This window comes from Massilia soli, assembly GCF_016809835.1.
Classification (GTDB): domain Bacteria; phylum Pseudomonadota; class Gammaproteobacteria; order Burkholderiales; family Burkholderiaceae_D; genus Telluria_A; species Telluria_A soli.
On record NZ_JAFBIL020000004.1, the window covers coordinates 489237 to 508379 of the forward strand.

15 protein-coding genes are annotated in these 19143 nt (G+C 63.1%); 8 read left to right on the forward strand and 7 right to left on the reverse strand.

The features are described 5' to 3' along the window. Positions 1-62 precede the first annotated feature (62 nt). Positions 63-2114 (forward strand): ATP-dependent DNA helicase RecG, encoded by a 2052-nt coding sequence (recG, locus tag I4X03_RS12460; RefSeq protein WP_223468540.1) that lies wholly within the window; start codon positions 63-65, stop codon positions 2112-2114. A gap of 102 nt (positions 2115-2216) precedes the next feature. On the opposite strand, the gene I4X03_RS12465 is transcribed toward recG, so the two are convergent. The 5 genes from I4X03_RS12465 to I4X03_RS12485 form a co-directional block, all read right to left on the reverse strand. Continuing rightward, a complete protein-coding gene (locus I4X03_RS12465) occupies positions 2217-3236 on the reverse strand; it encodes a Gfo/Idh/MocA family protein (protein WP_223468541.1) in 1020 nt (339 codons plus the stop codon). 9 nt (positions 3237-3245) lie between these two features. Next, positions 3246-3581: a hypothetical protein gene (locus I4X03_RS12470; RefSeq protein WP_223468542.1), complete on the reverse strand. Its 336-nt coding sequence runs from the start codon at positions 3579-3581 to the stop codon at positions 3246-3248. A 77-nt stretch (positions 3582-3658) separates the two neighbouring features. Further along, the gene (locus I4X03_RS12475) at positions 3659-4459 is read right to left on the reverse strand and encodes a DUF3025 domain-containing protein (RefSeq protein WP_223468543.1); all 801 of its coding nucleotides are present in this window, start codon (positions 4457-4459) and stop codon (positions 3659-3661) included. A gap of 5 nt (positions 4460-4464) precedes the next feature. After that, positions 4465-5514 (reverse strand): dihydroorotase, encoded by a 1050-nt coding sequence (gene pyrC, locus I4X03_RS12480; protein WP_223468544.1) that lies wholly within the window; start codon positions 5512-5514, stop codon positions 4465-4467. Between the two features lie 233 nt (positions 5515-5747). Next, positions 5748-6473, reverse strand: a complete 726-nt coding sequence (locus I4X03_RS12485; RefSeq protein ID WP_223468545.1) for an amino acid ABC transporter ATP-binding protein — start codon at positions 6471-6473, stop codon at positions 5748-5750. A gap of 225 nt (positions 6474-6698) precedes the next feature. Between I4X03_RS12485 and I4X03_RS12490 the strand changes: the two genes are divergently transcribed. From I4X03_RS12490 to I4X03_RS12500, 3 genes are all read left to right on the forward strand, one after another. Then, positions 6699-7958, forward strand: coding sequence for a dicarboxylate/amino acid:cation symporter (locus tag I4X03_RS12490; protein WP_223468546.1), 1260 nt, complete (start codon positions 6699-6701; stop codon positions 7956-7958). Positions 7959-8102: 144 nt separating this feature from the next. Continuing rightward, positions 8103-9389, forward strand: a complete 1287-nt coding sequence (locus tag I4X03_RS12495; RefSeq protein WP_223468547.1) for a metal-dependent hydrolase family protein — start codon at positions 8103-8105, stop codon at positions 9387-9389. 17 nt (positions 9390-9406) lie between these two features. Beyond that, a complete protein-coding gene (locus I4X03_RS12500) occupies positions 9407-10483 on the forward strand; it encodes a type II asparaginase (protein WP_223468548.1) in 1077 nt (358 codons plus the stop codon). Between the two features lie 141 nt (positions 10484-10624). On the opposite strand, the gene I4X03_RS12505 is transcribed toward I4X03_RS12500, so the two are convergent. Beyond that, entirely contained in the window at positions 10625-12475 is a 1851-nt protein-coding gene (locus I4X03_RS12505) for an ABCB family ABC transporter ATP-binding protein/permease (protein WP_223468549.1), read from the reverse strand. 62 nt (positions 12476-12537) lie between these two features. On the opposite strand from I4X03_RS12505, the gene I4X03_RS12510 reads away from it, so the two are divergent. From I4X03_RS12510 to I4X03_RS12520, 3 genes are all read left to right on the forward strand, one after another. Continuing rightward, a complete protein-coding gene (locus tag I4X03_RS12510; protein WP_223468550.1) occupies positions 12538-12978 on the forward strand; it encodes an acyl-CoA thioesterase in 441 nt (146 codons plus the stop codon). Positions 12979-12988: 10 nt separating this feature from the next. Continuing rightward, positions 12989-14566 (forward strand): alkaline phosphatase D family protein, encoded by a 1578-nt coding sequence (locus I4X03_RS12515; protein WP_223468551.1) that lies wholly within the window; start codon positions 12989-12991, stop codon positions 14564-14566. 93 nt (positions 14567-14659) lie between these two features. Next, positions 14660-15361 (forward strand): PEP-CTERM sorting domain-containing protein, encoded by a 702-nt coding sequence (locus I4X03_RS12520; protein WP_223468552.1) that lies wholly within the window; start codon positions 14660-14662, stop codon positions 15359-15361. Positions 15362-15364: 3 nt separating this feature from the next. Here I4X03_RS12520 and I4X03_RS12525 read toward each other — a convergent pair whose 3' ends face one another. Beyond that, positions 15365-16459 (reverse strand): calcium:cation antiporter, encoded by a 1095-nt coding sequence (locus tag I4X03_RS12525; protein ID WP_223468553.1) that lies wholly within the window; start codon positions 16457-16459, stop codon positions 15365-15367. A 140-nt stretch (positions 16460-16599) separates the two neighbouring features. On the opposite strand from I4X03_RS12525, the gene I4X03_RS12530 reads away from it, so the two are divergent. Then, on the forward strand, positions 16600-18984 hold the full coding sequence (locus I4X03_RS12530) for a glycoside hydrolase family 31 protein (RefSeq protein ID WP_223468554.1): 2385 nt from the start codon (positions 16600-16602) through the stop codon (positions 18982-18984). Positions 18985-19143: the final 159 nt, after the last annotated feature.

Sequence of the window (19143 nt, forward strand, 5' to 3'; positions counted from 1 at the left end):
GAATAACGAGGGCCTTACAATAGCGCTTACGCACAAAGGGCAACCCTCTATTTTACCGCGATATGCCCTCAACTAAACCGAAAACGGCGCCAAAAACCAACGAAAGCAAGCTCGCCAGGCTGGGCCTGCGCAGCGATATGGACCTGGTGCTGCACCTGCCGATGCGCTACGAGGACGAAACCCAGGTGGTCTCGATCCGCGAGGCGTGCCTGCGCGGCGGCCATGTATCGCAGGTTGAAGGCGTCGTGACCAAGAATGAAATCAGCTTCCGGCCACGGCGCCAGCTGCTGGTGACGATCGCCGACGAGACCGGCGACGTGCTGCTGCGCTTCATGAACTTCTACGGCAGCCAGACCAAGCAGCTGGCCGAAGGCACGCGCGTGCGCGCCCGCGGAGAGCTCAAGCATGGTTTCTTCGGCGCCGAGATGGTCCACCCGGGGTACAAGGTCATCAACGAAGGCGCGCCGCTGCCGACCGCACTTACGCCAGTCTACCCATCCGGCGAAGGGCTGTCGCAGGCGATTTTGCGGCGCGCGATTTCCGACGCGATGAAACGCGTCGACTGGCGCGACACGCTGCCGCCGCAGCTGCGTGCGCGCATGCAGCTCAGCGACTTCGAACCCTCGGTCAAGCTGTTGCATTACCCGCCGCAGGAAGTCGACCCGAACGCGCTGGTCGACCGCTCGCACCCGGCGTGGGTGCGGATGAAGTTCGACGAACTGCTGGCGCAGCAGCTGTCGCTTAAACGCGCGCAGGTGGCACGGCGCAGCAAGGGCGCGCCGGTGCTCAACGCGATCGGCGCGCTGTCCGAGGCGTTTCTACGCATCCTGCCCTTCAAGCTGACCGGCGCACAGCAGCGCGTGCTGGAAGAGATTCGCGCCGACCTGACGCAGCCCTTCCCGATGCAGCGGCTGCTGCAGGGCGACGTCGGCAGCGGCAAGACCATCGTTGCGGCGCTGGCAGCGGCGCAGGCCATCGACAGCGGCTACCAGGCCGCGCTGATGGCGCCGACCGAGATCTTGGCGGACCAGCACTTCCGCAAAATCGCCGCGTGGCTCGAACCGCTTGGCGTCAAGGTCGCATGGCTGACGGGCAGCCTGAAGAAAAAAGACAAGCTGGCCGCGACCGCGCTGGTGGAGTCGGGCGAGGCGCAGCTGGTGATCGGCACGCACGCGCTGATCCAGGACACCGTGCAGTTTGCGAAGCTTGGGCTGGTGATCGTGGATGAACAGCACCGCTTCGGCGTCGGCCAGCGCCTTACCTTGCGCAACAAGGGCGCGCAGGGCCGCACGCCGCACCAGCTGATGATGTCGGCCACGCCGATTCCCCGTACGCTGGCGATGACCTACTACGCCGACCTGGAAGTATCGGTCATCGACGAGCTGCCGCCGGGCCGCAGCCCGATCGTCACGCGCGCGATCGACCAGAACCGGCGCGACGAAGTGATCGAGCGTGTGCACGCGGCAGCGCAGGAAGGCCGCCAGGTCTACTGGGTCTGTCCGCTGATCGAGGAATCCGAAGCGCTGCAGCTGCAGACGGCCACCGACACGCATGCGATGCTGGCCGAAGCGCTGCCTGACCTGCAGGTGGGCCTGGTGCACGGCCGCTTGAAGGCCGCGGAAAAGCAGGAAGTGATGGATGCATTTTCGGCCGGCGACGTGCATGTGCTGGTAGCGACTACCGTGATCGAAGTTGGCGTCGACGTGCCGAATGCATCGCTGATGGTGATCGAGCACGCCGAGCGGTTCGGCTTATCGCAGCTGCACCAGCTGCGCGGGCGGGTCGGACGCGGATCGGCGGCCAGTGTCTGCCTGCTGCTGTATCAAAGCCCGCTGGGCGGCGTGGCGAAGCAGCGCCTGATGACGATGCGCGAAACGACCGACGGTTTTGAAATCGCGCGGCGCGACCTGGAGATACGCGGGCCGGGCGAATTCCTCGGCGCGCGCCAGTCGGGGCAGGCGATGTTGCGCTTTGCGGACCTGGAGACCGACCAGTGGCTGGTCGAGCAAGCGCGCGACGTGGCGCACTCGCTGCTGCATGAAGCCGATGACGACACGGTCGAAGCGCACCTGGCGAGGTGGCTGGGCGGCCGCGAAGAATTCCTGAAAGTCTAGCGCCAGGTCGATTCGGCGGGTGCGCTTTGCTTACCCGCCCTACGTGTCATCGTTTTTCGTAGGGCGGATAAGGCCGAAGGCCGCATCCGCCGAATTGGCATTCTATATATCCGCGCCCTCAGGCCAGCGCGCCGCATCGGCCGCGTAGCGCAGCCCGATCTGATCGCGGATCGTATCGAGCACGCCCATCAGCGCCAGCGTTTCGTCCAGTGGCATGCGGGGGCTCTCCAGCAGTCCCTCCTGCAGGCAGCGCCCCGCCTCCACCGCCTCATAGGCGTAGCCATTGCCGGTGAACGGCGTCGGCACCGTCCGCGAGGTGCCATCAGCCAGCGACACGCTGATCGACGGCGCCCGATGGAACATGGTATTCATCCGAATATGCCCCAGCTCACCCGACACAGTCAGCTCCGCCGGCGTGCGCGCCTGGATAGAGCAGCTGCACACCGACATGCCGCCACCTTCATGCTTCATCACAAAGCCGGTCTGCACATCGACGCCGGTAGCGCCCATCTCGGCCTGCGCCTGCACTGACGCCACAGGTCCCAGCAGGTACGCCGCAATCGACAGCGGGTAGATGCCCAGGTCGAGCAGCGCGCCGCCGCCCAGCTCAGGATTAAGCAGACGGTGTTCGTTATCGACTGCGGCAGTAAAACCGAAGTCCGCGCTGACCTGCCGCGGTTTGCCGATTTCGCCGGTCGCGATAATACGCTTGACCTCTTCAATGGCCGGCAGATAGCGCGTCCACATCGCCTCCATCAAGAACAGCTTCTTCGAGCGCGCCAGCGCCACGACCTGCTCGGCTTCGCGGCGGTTCATGGTGAATGGCTTCTCGCACAGCACCGCCTTGCCGCCGTTAAGCGCCATGATCGCGTTCTCGGCGTGCATGGGATGCGGCGTTCCGATGTAGACGATGTCGACGTCGGCCGAGTTGGCGACGTCCTCGTACGAGCCATGGCAGGCGCGGTCCGGCAGGGCGAAATCGGCGCCGAAGGCGAGCGCGCTGTCCATCCGGCGCGACCCCACCGCTGTCAGCACTGCTCCCGGGGTGTCTTTCAGCGCAGTCGCAAACGCGCGCGCAATTTTCCCGGTACCGATTATTCCCCAACGAATTTCGTCTGCCATTTCTCGTCCTTATTCAACCTTGGTTAATTCAACGCCATCGACCACCATTTTCATGGCGCTGCCGGAGCGGTAAGGCGGCTTGCTGACGACGAAAGTCGACCGGATCAGGCTCACGCCCGCGTCGAAATTATCGCCATTGAAGCCCTTGAGCTCGATGTTCAGGTCAACGTTCTTGCCTTCCCGGATCCGCTCATACTGAATCTTCCCATCTTTTGCGATTTGCAGTCGCATCTGCTTTCCGGTCCACTCGCCGACATAGTGGAGCTTGTCCTTGGGGACCGGATCGGCGAAGCAGACTTGGGGCAGGAGGAGCGCGCTGGCGAGCAGGATTGAGCGGATCAACATGAGATTCTTTCGCGGGTGACGGGATAGTGAAACCGTATTCTCCAATATCCTCGCAAGCAGCGTCACTGTCAAACCTGTCAGGAGGCGGCATTCACCCGCTTGGGCCGGAACACGGTCGTGTCGGCGTAAAACGCGGCATCCTGCCCTTCGTGCCAGCCTGGGATGCCAAGGACCTGCAGCGGGGTGAAGGCCGCTGTCGTGAGGTCGCCGGCCGCCAGCTCGGCGGCCACTGCTTCGTCGATCCAGCGGCGCTGCGCGCTCCAGTCGAGCACGAAGTAGGCGTCCGGCGCAACGAGCACGCGCGTATGCGCCGTGATCGCCTTGCGCGGCGCAACCAGCTTTTCCATCAATGCGTGACCGAACAGCCATGGTTGGATGTCCGTGCCGAACTGCGCGCGCCTGTCGAACAGCGCCTCGGTCCAGCGGTGGCCGCGCAGCGCATCGACCAGTTCACGCGCCGGTTCGCTGTCGCGCACCACCAGCAGTGCCGCGTTTTCATCGAAGATGGTCGCGGCATCGCGCGCCGGCCCGCGCGACTTGCCTACGCCGGCGAGCGCGATCTGCGCCGCCTGCAGCGCGTTAAGGCGCTGTTTAATTCGGGGGAAGGTCAGCCACACAAGGCCGTTGAAGAAGTCGTGCAGGTTGTCGCGCGTGGGAACGCAACCGGTGGCGCCGATGAACTGTTCGTACGCCTGCCCTTCCGGCAGGTCGGACTGCGGCACAAAGCGCAGCGGCTGTCCGGACGCATTTTGCAGGCCGAGTCCGGCAGCGCCAGCATTGAGCGCTTCGCTGACACTGCCGAAGTCGTTCCCAATGCGGTCGAAGGCCGGACGCACCGAGTCGTACCAGCGGCGCGTCCAGTCAATCTGTTCCAGCATCCCGGTCAGAGCATCTTCCAGTTGATCGACTCGCCGCTGTTGAGTGGAACCAGCTGCGAATCGGCCAGCGGGACCGTTTCAGGCAGGGTCCAGGTTTCGCGCTTGAGCGTGACCGTGTCGGTATTGCGCGGCAATTCGTAGAAGTCCGGCCCGTAAGAGCTGGAGAATCCTTCGAGCTTGTCGAGCGCGCCGGCGCGTTCGAATGCCTCGGCATACAGCTCCATCGCGTGCAGCGCGGTGTAGCAGCCAGCGCAGCCGCAGCTGGTTTCCTTGGCGCCGATGGCATGCGGCGCCGAGTCGGTACCGAGGAAGAAGCGCTCGTCGCCGCTGGTAGCTGCGGTCACCAGCGCCAGGCGGTGTTCCTCGCGCTTGAGCACTGGCAGGCAGTAGTAATGCGGGCGGATGCCGCCCTTGAAGATCTCGTTGCGGTTGTACAGCAGGTGGTGCGCGGTGATGGTCGCGGCGATCGGACCTTCGGCTTCGGCCACGTACTGGGCCGCGTCCTTGGTGGTGATGTGCTCGAAGACGATCTTCAGCTCGGGGAAGTTGCGGCGCAGCGGGCGCATCACGCGCTCGATGAAGACGGCCTCGCGGTCGAACAGGTCGATGTCGTGGTCGGTGACTTCGCCGTGCACCAGGAACGGCATGTCCAGTTCCTGCATCACTTCCAGCGTCTTGTGGCAGCGCGCCAGGTCGGTGACGCCAGCGTCGGAATTGGTGGTGGCGCCGGCCGGGTACAGCTTGACCGCGTGGACGAAACCACTGTCCTTGGCGCGGCGGATTTCGTCCGGGTCGGTATTGTCGGTCAGGTAAAGCGTCATCAGCGGCTCGAACTTCATGCCTGCCGGGAGCGCGGCCAGGATGCGCTCGCGGTAGGCTTGCGCCATCGCGGTGGTGGTGACGGGCGGGCGCAGGTTCGGCATGACGATCGCGCGGGCAAACTGGCGCGCGCTGTGCGGCAGCACGCTGGCCATGGTAGCGCCGTCGCGCAGGTGCAGGTGCCAGTCGTCGGGACGGGCGATGGTCAGGCTTTGTGGGGTGTCGGGCAGGGACATGGCGGCTTTCGAGGAACAGGTGCCGTTATTTTACCCTCTCCAGTGACGGGGGGTAGACGCAGCAAACCACGATAGGTAGGGCGGACAAGGGCGAAGCCCGCCTCCGCGCAGCACACCCGGAAAGTCAATTCGGCGGAGGCGGACTCGCGTCCTTGTCCGCCCTACATGTCGTTCCCGGCTCGTTTGCGGGCTGCGGCTACGTCTTGGTCCAAACGATCGCATCGCCCAAGTTCTTAGTGGATGATCTTTGCCAGGAACTCCCTGGCCCGCTCCGCCTTCGGCAGCGTAAAGAACTCCTCGGTCGGGCTATCCTCGACAATGCGGCCATGGTCCATGAAGATGATCCGGTCCGCCACCTTGCGCGCAAAGCCCATTTCGTGGGTGACCACCATCATCGTCATGCCTTCCTGCGCCAGCCCGACCATCACGTCGAGCACCTCGTTGATCATTTCCGGGTCCAGCGCCGAGGTCGGCTCGTCGAACAGCATCGCGATCGGGTCCATCGCCAGCGCGCGCGCAATCGCCACGCGCTGCTGCTGGCCGCCCGACAGCTGGCTCGGGAATTTGTCCTGCTGCGCCAGCAGGCCGACCCGGTCAAGATACTTGAGCCCCTTTTCAGTAGCTTCCTCGCGGCTGCGGCCGAGCACCTTGATCTGCGCCAGCGTCAGATTGTCGCGGACCGACAGGTGCGGAAACAGCTCGAAGTTCTGGAACACCATGCCAATGCGCGCGCGCAGCTTGGACAGGTTGGTCTTCGGATCGCCAACCTCCACCCCATCAACCGTGACATGCCCTTCCTGGAAGGGCTCCAGCCCGTTGACGGTCTTGATCAAGGTCGACTTGCCCGATCCCGACGGCCCGCAAATGACGACGACGTCGCCCTTGGCGACCTGGGTGGTGCAGTCGGACAGCACCTGGAACTTGCCGTACCACTTACTGACATTCTTTAATTCGATCATATTTTTGTTCATTAACCCGGGTCGTTGACGCCCCACCACAGCGCCTAATTGGCGAGCTTGACAGTACCAGCTACCCCTAGGATACTGCCCGGACTTGCAAAATGATCAAAAGCATCTGGTCCGCTCGCCTGCAAAATGTTGCTATTTTGCCCGAGAACGTCCCGGGGCAGGCAGTCCTTTCTTTCCAAGACACGAATCGACACCCTTACAGAAAGCGCGCAGCACATGAATAATCGAAATCGCCTGACTATTTATATCCTCATCGGCCTTGTCGCCGGTGTCATCGTCGGCTATCTGGCCAACGTTGGCATGGCGACGCCGGGGACGTTCGCGGATTACATGTCGCTGATCTCGACCCTGTTCCTGCGCATGATCAAGATGATCATCGCGCCGCTGGTGTTCTCGACCCTGGTCGTCGGTATCGCCAAGATGGGCGATGCCAAGGAAGTTGGCCGTATCGGCCTGAAGGCGATGGGCTGGTTCGTCATCGCGTCGGTCATTTCGCTGTCGCTCGGCCTGATCCTGGTGAACCTGTTCCGCCCAGGCGACGCCCTGACCGCGCTGGTGCCTGCCGCTGACGCAGCATCGGGTATCGCCACCACCGGCCTGACGCTTAAAGAGTTCATTACCCACCTGGTACCGTCGTCGATCGTCGATGGCATGGCCAAAAACGAGATCCTGCAGATCGTCGTGTTCTCGCTGTTCTTCGGCACCGCGGCAGCCGCAGTCGGCCCGCGCGCCAACGCGATGATCGAGGCCATCGACGGCGTCGCGCACGTGATGCTGAAGGTGACCGGCTACGTGATGAACCTGGCGCCGATCGCCGTCTTCGCCGCCGTGTCGGGCACCATCGCCAGCAAAGGCCTGGGCGTGCTGGGCACCTTCGGCATCTTCATGGCCGAGTTCTACTTCGGTATCGCGCTGCTGTGGGTCGTGCTCACCATCGCCGGCTTCATGTTCCTGGGTCCGCGCGTGTTCGCCCTGCTGCGTGAACTGCGTGAACCTACCCTGCTGGCTTTCTCGACCGCGTCGTCGGAAGCGGCATTCCCGAAAACCCTGGAAGGCCTGGAGCGCTTCGGTGTGCGCAACCGTATCGCGGCGTTCGTGCTGCCGGTCGGCTACTCGTTCAACCTGGATGGCTCGATGATGTACTGCACCTTCGCGGTCGTGTTCATCGCGCAGGCTTACGGCATCGAAATGGACCTGTCGACCCAGATCGTGATGATGCTGGTGCTGATGCTGACCTCCAAAGGCATGGCCGGCGTGCCGCGCGCGTCGCTGGTGGTGATCGCCGCCACCCTGACCCAGTTCAACATCCCCGAAGCGGGCCTGCTGCTCCTGCTGGGCATCGACCACTTCCTCGACATGGCACGCTCGGCTACCAATGTCATCGGCAACGGTATCGCTACCGCGGTCGTGGCCAAGTGGGAAAACGAACTGACCGATCCGCCAACCAAAGACATCACGGTCGCGCCGCTGCCGTAAATACTTCAGCGCCGTAACAACGCCACGGGGCGGGATGCGTTTAACGCCTCCCGCCCCGTGTCTTTTGGTGAACGATTTTATAAACTTTCCGTTTTGAATCGTGTATGCTCTTTTGCCATTATCCCCCTCCCAGGAGCACCCGACATGCTGAAGCTTTCCGCGCTGAGTCTTCTTCTTGCGACCACCGGCCTGGCGCAAGCCGCCACCCAAACGGTGGACTGCGGTCGTCTACTGGACGTCAAGGCCGGCAAGTGGCTTGAGCGTGTGAGCGTGGTGGTTGAAAATGGCTCGATCAAATCGATCGGCCCAATGACGCAGGGGGATGACCACATCGACCTGTCCAAGCATTCCTGCATGCCGGGCTTTATCGACATGCACGTGCACCTGAGCGGCGAGACGCAAAAGCAGGTCGACGCGCTGCGCGAGATGATCAGCTCCGATCCGGCAGACCTGGCGTACCGCTCGGTGGCCTACGCGGACCGTACCCTGAAGGCCGGCTTCACCACGGTGCGCGACCTCGGCGCGTCCGATGGCCTCAACGTCGCGCTCAAGCGCGCGATCGCCAGTGGCGCCGTGGCCGGCCCGCGCATGTTCACAGCCGGTAAATCGATCGCCACCACCGGCGGCCACGCCGACCCGACCAACAACATCTCGCAGCGCCTGAACAAGGCACTCGGCACCCCAGGCCCGAACGAGGGCGTCGTCAACAGCCCTGAAGAGGCTCGCCAGGCCGTGCGCGCACGCTACAAGGAAGGCGCGGACCTGATCAAGGTGACGGCCACCGGCGGCGTGTTGAGCCAGGCCCGCAGCGGCCATAACTCGCAGTACACCGAAGAGGAACTGCGCGCCATCATCAGCACCGCGCGCGACTACGGCTTCCGCGTGGCGGCCCACGCCCACGGCGCCGAAGGCATGAAGCGCGCCATCCGCGCCGGCATCGACTCGATCGAACACGGCACCATGATGGATGACGAGACCATTGCCCTGGCCAAGAAGAACGGCACCTGGTACGTGCCGACCATCTCGGCTGGCCGCTATGTGGCCGACAAAGCCAAGGAAGCCGATTACTACTCGCCGTTGGTGCGTCCGAAAGCGGCTGCCATCGGCCCGCAGATCCAGGCTACTTTCGGCCGCGCCTACAAGGCCGGCGTGAAGATCGCATTCGGCACCGATGCGGGCGTGTTCCCGCACGGCGAAAACGCCAAGGAATTCGTCTACATGGTCGAAGCGGGCATGCCGCCGCTGGAAGCGATCCGCTCGGCGACACTCGGCGCGGCCGCCCTGCTCGACCAGGAAAAGCGCCTCGGCTCGATCGAACCTGGCTATGCCGCCGACATCATCGCCGTCACTGGCGACCCGCTGCGCGACGTGGCGATTTTGCAGCAGGTTCAGTTCGTGATGAAAGAAGGCGTCGTCTACAAGAAGCCATAATTTTTAAGGGAGACCGTATGTTGTTTCAAAAATCCGCGCAGTCAATGATTGCGCTGCTGGGGTTCCTGGTTGCCGTCGCCTCGGCGCAGGCCGCCGATCCAAAACTGGCGAATGTCACCATCCTGGCAACCGGCGGCACCATCGCCGGCACCGGGGCGACCAGCACTACCACTGTCGGCTACACCGCGGCGACCGTCGGCATCCAGACACTCATCCAGGCAGTGCCCGAGATGACCAGGATCGCCAATGTCAGCGGCGAGCAGGTGTTCCAGATCGCCAGCGAAAACATGAGCAACGAGCACTGGCTGACCCTGGCCAAGCGCGTCAACACGCTGCTGGCGCAGAAGGACGTGCATGGCATCGTCATCACCCACGGTACCGACACGCTGGAAGAAACCGCATTCTTCCTGAACCTGGTCGTCAAGAGCAAAAAGCCGGTGGTGCTGGTCGGTTCGATGCGCCCGTCCTCGGCGATTTCGGCCGACGGCCCGGTCAACCTGTACAACGCGGTGGCGCTGGCTGCCACGCCTGATGCGGCTGGCCGCGGCGTGCTGGTGGCGATGAACGACCAGATTCACGCGGGCCGCGATGTGTCCAAGTCGAACACCACGATGGTGGATACTTTCCGCACGCCGGAACTGGGCATGCTGGGCTACTTCCAGGGTGGCAAGCCGTTCTTCTATCGCCAGGTAACGCGCAAGCACACGACCGAGACCGAGTTCGATATCAGCTCTCTCAACGTGCTGCCGCCGGTGGACGTGGCATACGCGTATGCGAACGTTGGGCCAACGGCGATCGATGCGTTTGTGAACGCTGGCGTCAAGGGACTGGTGCATGCGGGCGTCGGTAACGGCAGCCTGCCTGCGAAGGTGCGTCCGGCGCTGTCGGCGGCGCGCGCCAAGGGCGTGGTGGTGGTGCGCGCCAGCCGCGTCGGCCAGGGCATCCTGGCGCGTAACGGCGAAGCCAATGACGATGAGCTCGACTTTGTCGTGGCTGACACGCTCAGCGCGCAGAAGGCGCGCATCCTGCTGATGCTGGCGCTGACCAAGACGAACGACACCAAAGAGATTCAGCGGATGTTCTATACCTACTAAATTTGCCCCGGGTTACTCGCATAACTCGGAACCGTAGGGCGGACAAGCGCGATAGCGCGCCTCCGCCGAATTGGCCAGAAGACCTCCGCCACTATTCGGGCCAATTCGGCGGAGGCGCCCTTCGGGCTTGTCCGCCCTACGTCACTCCAGCTCCTCAACGGGCGACTTGAGCTCCTCATCCTTCCTCGCCTGCTGCCTCTCCCACATCTGCGCATACAAGCCATTCGCCGCCAGCAGCTGCTGATGCGTTCCACGCTCGACGATCCGTCCATGATCCAGCACCAGGATCTGCTGCGCGTCGGCCACCGTCGACAGCCTGTGCGCGATCACCAGCGTGGTGCGGCTCTTCGCAATTTCCTTCAATTCCGCCTGGATCGCCTGCTCGGCTTTTGAATCGAGCGCCGACGTGGCTTCGTCAAATATCAGGATCGCCGGGTTTTTCAGCAAGGTGCGCGCAATCGCCACGCGTTGCTTCTCGCCGCCCGACAGCTTCAGGCCGCGCTCGCCGACCGTGGTTGCATAGCCGTCCGGCAGGCTTTCGATGAAGTCGTGGATAGACGCCGCCCGTGCCGCGGCGATGATCTCGTCCTTGGTCGCTCCCGGCTTGCCGTAGGCGATGTTGTACTCGATGCTGTCGTTGAACAGCACCGTATCCTGCGGCACGATGCCGATCGCGTGGCGCAGCGACTCCTGCGTGACGTCGCGCAGGTCGTGGCCATCGATGGTGATGCTGCCGCTGTTGACGTCATAGAAGCGGAACAGCAATCGCGACAGGGTCGATTTGCCCGACCCGCTGTGCCCCACCACCGCCGTCGTCGTGCCCGCCGCAACCGTAAAGTCGATGTCGAACAGGATCTGGCGTTTCGGGTCGTAGCTGAAGGCGACATTCGAGAACGTGACGCGTGCGCCCTGGGTCTGCAGCGGCTTGGCATCGGCGGCATCGGCCACCTCGCGGTTCTGCTCCAGCAGGCTGAACAGCTTCTCCATATCGGCCAGGCTTTGCTTGATCTCGCGGTAGATCACGCCGAGGAAGTTGAGCGGAATGTACAGCTGGATCATGAAGGTGTTGACCAGCACGAGGTCGCCCAGTGTCATGGTGCCGGCGATGACGCCTTCGGTCGCGCGCCACAGGATCAGCGTGACGGCGGTGGCAATGATCAGCGACTGCCCGGTATTGAGCACCGACAGCGACGACTGCGACTTCACTGCCGCATTTTCGAAGCTCTTGAGCCCTTCGTCGTAGCGCCTCGCTTCGTAGTCTTCGTTGCCGAAGTACTTGACGGTTTCGTAGTTGATCAGCGAGTCGATCGCCTTGGTGTTGGCCTTCGAATCGAGGTCGTTCATCGTGCGGCGGAAGTGGGTGCGCCAGTCGGTCACCAGGATCGTGAAGGTGATGTAGCTGGCCAGCGCCACCACCGTGATCACGGTGAACCAGATGTCGTAGTTGATGATCAGGTAACCCAGCACCAGCGAGATTTCGACCAGCGTTGGCAGGATGTTAAACAGCGTAAACGAGATCAGCGAACTGACGCCGCGCGTGCCGCGCTCGATATCGCGCGTCATGCCGCCGGTCTGGCGATTCAGGTGGAAGCGCAGCGACAGCGCGTGCAGGTGGCGGAACACGCGCAGAGCGATGGTGCGCACGGCGCGCTGCGTCACGCGCGCAAACAGGAACTCGCGCAGCTCGGTGAAGATGGTGGTCGATAGCCGCAGCGCGCCGTAGGCGACCAGGATCCCGAGCGGCAGCACGAGCAGCGCTTTGGGGTCCGTGGGGCTGATGGTCAGGTGGTCGATCAGCTGCTTGAGAATCAGCGGCACGCCGACGTTGGCGATCTTGGCGCCGATCAGGCATGCCATCGCGGCGACCACGCGCCATTTGTAGACCCACAGGTAAGGCAGCAGCGTTTTCAGTGTCGCCCAGTCGTTGGGTTTCGGGGCGTTCGGATCGGCAGGGGGCACGGGGGCGGTGGAACTGGTGGAATGGCGGCGCATGGCAGAGCTCAGTGTTTTATGGTTCAATCGGGTTCGATTGTAGCCTTTCACGAGAATTCAAGATGACCAAGCCCGAGAACGCCGCTCCCTGCCCTGAAAACATGTTGCTCCCAGTAGGCAAGATGCCTCAGCTGCGCGTGATGCCGGCGCCTTCCGATGCCAATGTATACGGCGACGTGTTTGGCGGATGGATCATGGCACAGGTCGACATCGCCGGGTCGCTGCCCGCCACCCGCCGCGCGAATGGCCGCGTCGCGACCATCGCCGTCAATTCCTTTGTCTTCAAAAACCCCGTGTTCGTCGGCGACCTGCTGTCTTTTTATGCCGATATCGTCAAAGTCGGGAACACGTCGATCACCGTGTATGTCGAAGTTTACGCCGAGCGTAACCGGCTACAGGCGGATACCGTCAAGGTCACCGAAGCAACCCTCACCTATGTCGCTACCGGCGAGGACCGCAAACCGCGCCAGCTGCCGCCGCTCGAATCCTTGATGGGCCGGTAACGGGGCGCTAATGGACCAGCAGCGACGAATTTTCCTGGCTGGCGCCGGCCAAATGGCCGTGCTCGCCGCGTGCGCGCCGCGGCCCCCCGCTGCGCAGGCGGCGTTGGGCGGCGCCTACCCGTTCAGCCTGGGCGTCGCATCCGGCTCGCCGCTGCCCCATTCTGTCATTCTCTGGACCCGCATCCTGGCCGATCCCTTGCAGGCCGCGGCCACGCCGCAGGTCGCGTTCCCGGTGCGCTGGGAAGTCGCGCACGACGAGGCATTTTCCCGCATCGCGGCGAAGGGCAGCGCCAGCGCGGTTCCGGCGCTGGGCCACAGCGTGCATGTGGACGCGACCGGACTCGAACCGGGCCGCTGGTACTGGTACCGGTTCATGCTGGGCGACGCGGTGAGCCCGGTTGGCCGCACCCGCACCGCGCCGGCCGCCGATTCGATGCCGGCGATGCTGAAAATGGCGGTCGCCTCGTGCCAGCACTGGGAGTTCGGCAGCTTTGCCGCGCACCGCCACATCGCCAATGCGGCGCCCGACCTGGTCGCTTTCCTCGGCGATTACATCTACGAGTGGGGTCCATATCATCTGAAGCATCCGTCGCGCGCACTGCGCGTCGATGAAAGCTTTTCACTGGCCGAGTACCGGGCGCGCTATGCGCAGTACAAGAGCGACCCTGACCTGCAGTCCGCGCACCGCGCCGCGCCGTGGATCGTGACCTGGGACGACCATGAAGTGGCAAACGACTACGCGGGCGACCGAGACGAGCGCCTCAGCCCCCTGTTTTCCCAGCGCCGCGCGGCCGCGTACCAGGCATTTTACGAACACATGCCGCTGCGGGTCGCGCCTGCGGGCCGCAGCGACTTCGGCAAGCTGCGCATCTACGACCGCTTCGACTGGGGGCGGCTGGCGCGCCTGCATGTGCTCGATGACCGCCAGTACCGCGCCACGCACGCCTGCCAGCCGAAGGGCCGCGGGGGATCGACGTCGGTACTGCGCACGAACTGCAACGGGCTGCGCGACCAGTCGCGCAGCATGCTGGGAGCCGACCAGGAAGCATGGCTGCAGAACGGTTTGAAGACCTCGGCAGCGCGCTGGAACTTCCTCGTCCAGCAAACGCCGATGGCGCAATCGAGCCAGGTGCCGATCATCCGGCCCGATGACGGCCGGTTCTGGAATGACGGCTGGGATGGTTATCCGGCTGCGCGCGACCGGCTGTTCAAAGCGCTGCAGGGCACGGGCGCAGCCAATCCGATTGTGCTGGCAGGCGATGTGCACACTTTTTATGCGACCGACCTGAAACTCGACTTCAACCGTCCGCCGTCACCACAGAATCCGGTACTGGCGACCGAGTTTTGCGGCACGTCCGTGACATCAAGCTCGCGGCCGCAGTCGCGCACGCTGCAGTTTGTCGACATGAACCCGCACGTGAAATACGGACGTAGCGACAAGCGCGGCTTCATGCTGATGGAGGTGAGTCCGGCCGCGACCAAGGCGATTTTCGTGGGCCTGGACGACGTCAGGCTGGCAGATTCAGGCGCGTCTACCCTGGCCCAGTTCCGCGTCGAAAATGGCCGGCCTGGCGCTGTCCGTAGCTGAACTTTTGCGTCTTCGTCGGGGGTTCTACCGATATTCGGCTAGCATAAGAAGCGTCGACAGTCTTTACACTCTACAAGAATTCCCGACATAATTTTGACTAAGCCATTGTTTTTTCAGGCCGAAATTACGTTGGCACGCTACTTGCGGTTATTGATTCAGATCAATTACCCGGCAAATAAAATGCGATTCGTGTCACGTCTGCTTGTGTGCTTCCTCCTCATGGTATCCGTCCAGGCATCAGCCAGCGTGCTTTACACCTGGCAGATGACCAAGCCGTCCGCGACCATTCACCGGTCGTGGGGATCGCTGTTAATTACGGATGCAGCGTTCCGCGACGGAGGAGCGAGCTATTCCGTGAGAACCAGTTGCAATCAAGATCCCTGCAGCTTTTCCGACCCCTCCAGCCCGATCCTACGGTTCGAGTTCGGGGCCAATGAGCGGCCATACGGCCTGTATATTGATCCCATTGCCGGCCATGGTCTGATGGAAACCTGGGCTGATACAACGTTTGAGATAAGCTTTTCCATCACAGGTCGCCGCATTACAGATCTCAGCCTTTACCTTTGGAACTGGGATACGAATATGCTCATGGAAAATGGCAACATAATCACGCTCAGCAGCGACTGGCCGGGTTGCTACATGCATTGCGCCGGTGGCAGTGGTTTCTTCAAGGAAGTCAACATACCCGAGCCGGCTACCTTGCCACTGGTTGGCTTGGCGCTCGTGGGCTTGGTATTTCAACTTCGCCGTCGACCGCAGAGAAATCATCCGTTAATGACGCACGTCATCAGGTAGTGCTTACGGAACGATGGTCGTGAACAGGTAGACCACGAAAATCACCAAGTGCACGGTACCTTGCATGACAGTGGTCCGGCCGGTGCCGAGCGACAGCGTGGCGACAATGATCGACAAGCCCAGCAGCACGGTCGACTTGACATCGATGCCGAGGGACAGCGTCCAGCCGGTCGCCAGCGAGACGATCGCCACCGCGGGAATCGTCAGGCCGATACTGGCAAGGGCCGATCCGAGCGCCAGGTTCAGGCTGGTCTGCAGGCGATTGGCGCGGGCCGCCTGATACGCGGCAATCCCTTCTGGTAAGAGAACCACGGCGGCAATGATGATGCCGACCAGGGCCTTGGGCGCACCGGCGGCGATGACCGCCGCCTCCAGTGTTGGCGACAGTGCCTTCGCCAGCAAGACAACGCCTGCCAGGCAGGTCAGCAGCAAGGCGGCGCTGATCCACGCCAACTTCGCTGGCGGTGGCGGCGCATGCACATCTTCGTCGCCGGGAGCGGCTTCAGGCAGGAAGTAATCGCGGTGGCGCACGGTTTGCACGAGCACAAACGTTCCATAGAGTACGAGCGAAATGACCGCGATAAAAGCCAGCTGGCTGGCGCTGTATGACGGGCCGACCGTGGTGGTGGTGTAATTCGGCAGCACCATCGTGAGTACCGAGATCGCCGCCAGCGTCGCGAGCGCGGCGGACACGCCGTACAGGCCGAACGTCTGTTCGCCGTGCCGGCCCGCGCCGGCCAGGATGCACAGGCCGACCATGCCGTTCAAGATGATCATGACGGCGGCAAACACGGTATCGCGCGCGAGGCCAGACGTCGCTTCACCGCCTGCAATCATCAGCGACACGATCAGCGCCACCTCGATCGCCGTCACCGCAAGCGCCAAGACCAGCGTGCCATACGGTTCGCCCACCTTGTGCGCGACAACCTCGGCGTGGAACACAGCAGCCAGCACGCCGCCAAAAAGGCCTGCCACCAGGACAGCCATGTAGTAGATGCCGAAAGCGTCTCCGGCACCAGCGGCCAATCCAGCCAGTAATATCCAGCAGATAATCGGCGCGGCGATGGACCAGCGTGGAAGTGTGTGTGAAATTTTCATCGGGGATCAGACATTGGAAGCAGAGGCAGTGTAGCGCAAAAAGCAAGCTTCCGACGCTGACAACGCTGAAGCTTGCCATGACAAAAACGGCGCGTTTGCTGTACATTTACTACATTCTCTTAAATCCGGCCCGACTTCCCATGATCAGATCCACGCTAAGCACGGCAGCCTTGCTGCTGGTGCTTCCCTCGCTTGCCTTCGCACAAAACAGCAGCCGTACAGTAGAACGCATTGAACAGAAAGGGAACCGGCTGGAGGTAGTCACCAACGACGGGGTGTATCTGATCACGCCCTACTCCGACCGGATCATGGAAACCGTGTTCGTGCCGAGAGGCGAGCAGCACGATCCGCGCTCGCATGCGGTGGTGATGGCGCCGATGGCAAAAGGTAGTCTGACTACGTCGGGTAGCGCCGCAGAATTCGCTACCGCCGGCATCAGCGCCACAATCACGCGCGCGCCGTTCGGCATCAGCTATGCGTACAAGGGCCGGCCGCTGGTCGCCGAGAAGAACGGCTACACGCGCCAGGGCAAGAGCGAATCGATCGATTTCGCGCTGACGCCCGACGAAGCCCTGTATGGCGGCGGCGCGCGCGCCCTTGGCATGAACCGCCGCGGCCACCGCCTGCCGCTGTATAACAAGGCGCACTACGGATACGGCCAGAAGTCCGAGCAAATGAGCTACGGGATGCCGCTGGTGCTGTCCTCGAAGATGTACATGGTCCACTTCGACAATCCGACCACCGGCTTCCTCGACCTCGACGCAAAGAAAGCCAATGTGCTGTCGTTCGAGCCGTCCAGCGGACGCAAGGCATACCAGGTGATCGCCGGCGACAGCTGGGAACAGCTCACCTACGAATACACCAGCCTGACCGGGCGCCAGCCGCTGCCGCCGCGCTGGGCCTTCGGTAACTTCGCCAGCCGCTTCGGCTATCGCTCCGAAGCGCAAGCGCGCGCCACGGTCGACAAATTCATCGCCGAAAAGGTGCCGCTCGACGCCATCGTGTTCGACCTGTATTGGTTTGGTCCGGACATGCGCGGCTCAATGGGTAACTTCAGCTTCAACAAAGCGCAGTTTCCGAAGCCGCGCGAGATGATGGCCGACTTTTCCGCCAAGGGCGTCAAGACCATCCTGATCACCGAGCCCTTCGTGCTGACCGCGTCGACCCGCTGGCAGGAAGCAGTCGACCGCAAGGTTCTCGCGACGGACGACAAGGGCGCGCCGTTCCGCTATGACTTCTACTTCGGCAATACCGGCCTGATCGACATCACCAGCCCGCTCGCGCGCAGCTGGTTCTGGGATATCTACAAAGAGTTGACGCCGCTGGGCGTGGCAGGATGGTGGGGCGACCTGGGCGAGCCGGAAGTGCACCCGGATGCGACCCGCCATGTCGGCGGCAGCGCGGCGCAGGTGCACAACATCTACGGCCACGAATGGGCACGTCTGGTCTACGAGGGCTACCGCAAGGACTTCCCGAACCAGCGGCCCTTCATCCTGATGCGCTCCGGTTATTCGGGCTCTCAGCGCTTCGGGCTGATCCCGTGGTCGGGCGATGTCAGCCGCAGCTGGGATGGACTCAAGCCGCAGCCGGAGATCTCGCTGCAGATGGGGATGCAGGGGGCGGCGTACATGCATTCGGACCTCGGCGGCTTCGCCGGTGCGACCCTCGACGACGAGCTTTACGTGCGCTGGCTGCAGTACGGCGTGTTCCAGCCAATCTACCGCCCGCACGCGCAGGAAGACGTGGCATCCGAACCGGTATTCCGCTCGCCCGCTGCACTGGCGCTGGCGCGCGAGGCGATCCGCCTGCGCTACCGCCTGCTGCCGTACAACTACACGGCGGCGTTCGACAACAACCAGGCGGGCTTGCCGCTGATGCGGCCACTGATGTTCGAGGAGCCGCACAACGCCAAGGTGCGCGAGCTGTCGTCGACTTACCTGTGGGGGAACGACATGTTGGTCAGCCCGGTGCTGGAAGCGAAGAAGGCCGCGCAGGAGGTCTACTTCCCGGCCACGGCGGCGTGGTTCGACTTCTACACGGGCCAGCGCCATGAAGCCGGCAGCACGGCGGTAGTAGCCCTGTCGGCGGACCGTATTCCCGTGTTCGTGCGCGCCGGCGCGTTCATCCCGATGGCGCCTGCCATGCAGAGCACGCGCGACTACACGGGGAAGGCCATCGAGCTGCACTACTACCATGACAGTTCGGTCGCGGCGGGCAGCGGCAAGATGTATGAGGACGATGGCGAAACGCCGGAGGCTTTCGAGAAAGGCAGGTATGAACTGCTGCAGTTCGCCAGCCGCGCGAGCGGCAAGCTACTTGAGATCAGCGTCGCCACCGAGACCGGCGCAAACCAGCGCCGCGTCGAGCGTGCGCTGTCGATGGTGGTTCACAATGTCGGCGCCAGGCCTGAGCGGGTCGAGGTGGATGGCCGCGCGGTGCAGTACGACTACCAGGCCGCCAGCAAGGCGCTGACGTTCCTGGCGCCTGCCAGCGACGCGGCACGCCGGACCATTGCAATCAAATAGCCGTCGTTCCCGCGCACGCGCACTGCTGTCCGGAATAATCTTGTTGACAGTGCCGTTGCATCAATCGGGTTCGGGGCGCTCACAGAAATCGCGACATTGAGACTTGGAATGCAAGACTTAACGTCGCCCCTGCGAAGGCAGGGGTCCATACTCGGCACG

Coding starts and splice junctions, on each gene's coding strand:
- I4X03_RS12465 (WP_223468541.1), bottom strand. CDS start 3,236: ATGGCAGACGAAATTCGTTGGGGAATAATCGGTACCGGGAAAATTGCG.
- pyrC (WP_223468544.1), bottom strand. CDS start 5,514: ATGTCCCTGCCCGACACCCCACAAAGCCTGACCATCGCCCGTCCCGAC.
- I4X03_RS12500 (WP_223468548.1), top strand. CDS start 9,407: ATGTTGTTTCAAAAATCCGCGCAGTCAATGATTGCGCTGCTGGGGTTC.
- I4X03_RS12470 (WP_223468542.1), bottom strand. CDS start 3,581: ATGTTGATCCGCTCAATCCTGCTCGCCAGCGCGCTCCTCCTGCCCCAA.
- I4X03_RS12510 (WP_223468550.1), top strand. CDS start 12,538: ATGACCAAGCCCGAGAACGCCGCTCCCTGCCCTGAAAACATGTTGCTC.
- I4X03_RS12515 (WP_223468551.1), top strand. CDS start 12,989: ATGGACCAGCAGCGACGAATTTTCCTGGCTGGCGCCGGCCAAATGGCC.
- I4X03_RS12505 (WP_223468549.1), bottom strand. CDS start 12,475: ATGCGCCGCCATTCCACCAGTTCCACCGCCCCCGTGCCCCCTGCCGAT.
- I4X03_RS12530 (WP_223468554.1), top strand. CDS start 16,600: ATGATCAGATCCACGCTAAGCACGGCAGCCTTGCTGCTGGTGCTTCCC.
- I4X03_RS12495 (WP_223468547.1), top strand. CDS start 8,103: ATGCTGAAGCTTTCCGCGCTGAGTCTTCTTCTTGCGACCACCGGCCTG.
- I4X03_RS12525 (WP_223468553.1), bottom strand. CDS start 16,459: ATGAAAATTTCACACACACTTCCACGCTGGTCCATCGCCGCGCCGATT.
- I4X03_RS12490 (WP_223468546.1), top strand. CDS start 6,699: ATGAATAATCGAAATCGCCTGACTATTTATATCCTCATCGGCCTTGTC.
- I4X03_RS12475 (WP_223468543.1), bottom strand. CDS start 4,459: ATGCTGGAACAGATTGACTGGACGCGCCGCTGGTACGACTCGGTGCGT.
- I4X03_RS12485 (WP_223468545.1), bottom strand. CDS start 6,473: ATGATCGAATTAAAGAATGTCAGTAAGTGGTACGGCAAGTTCCAGGTG.
- recG (WP_223468540.1), top strand. CDS start 63: ATGCCCTCAACTAAACCGAAAACGGCGCCAAAAACCAACGAAAGCAAG.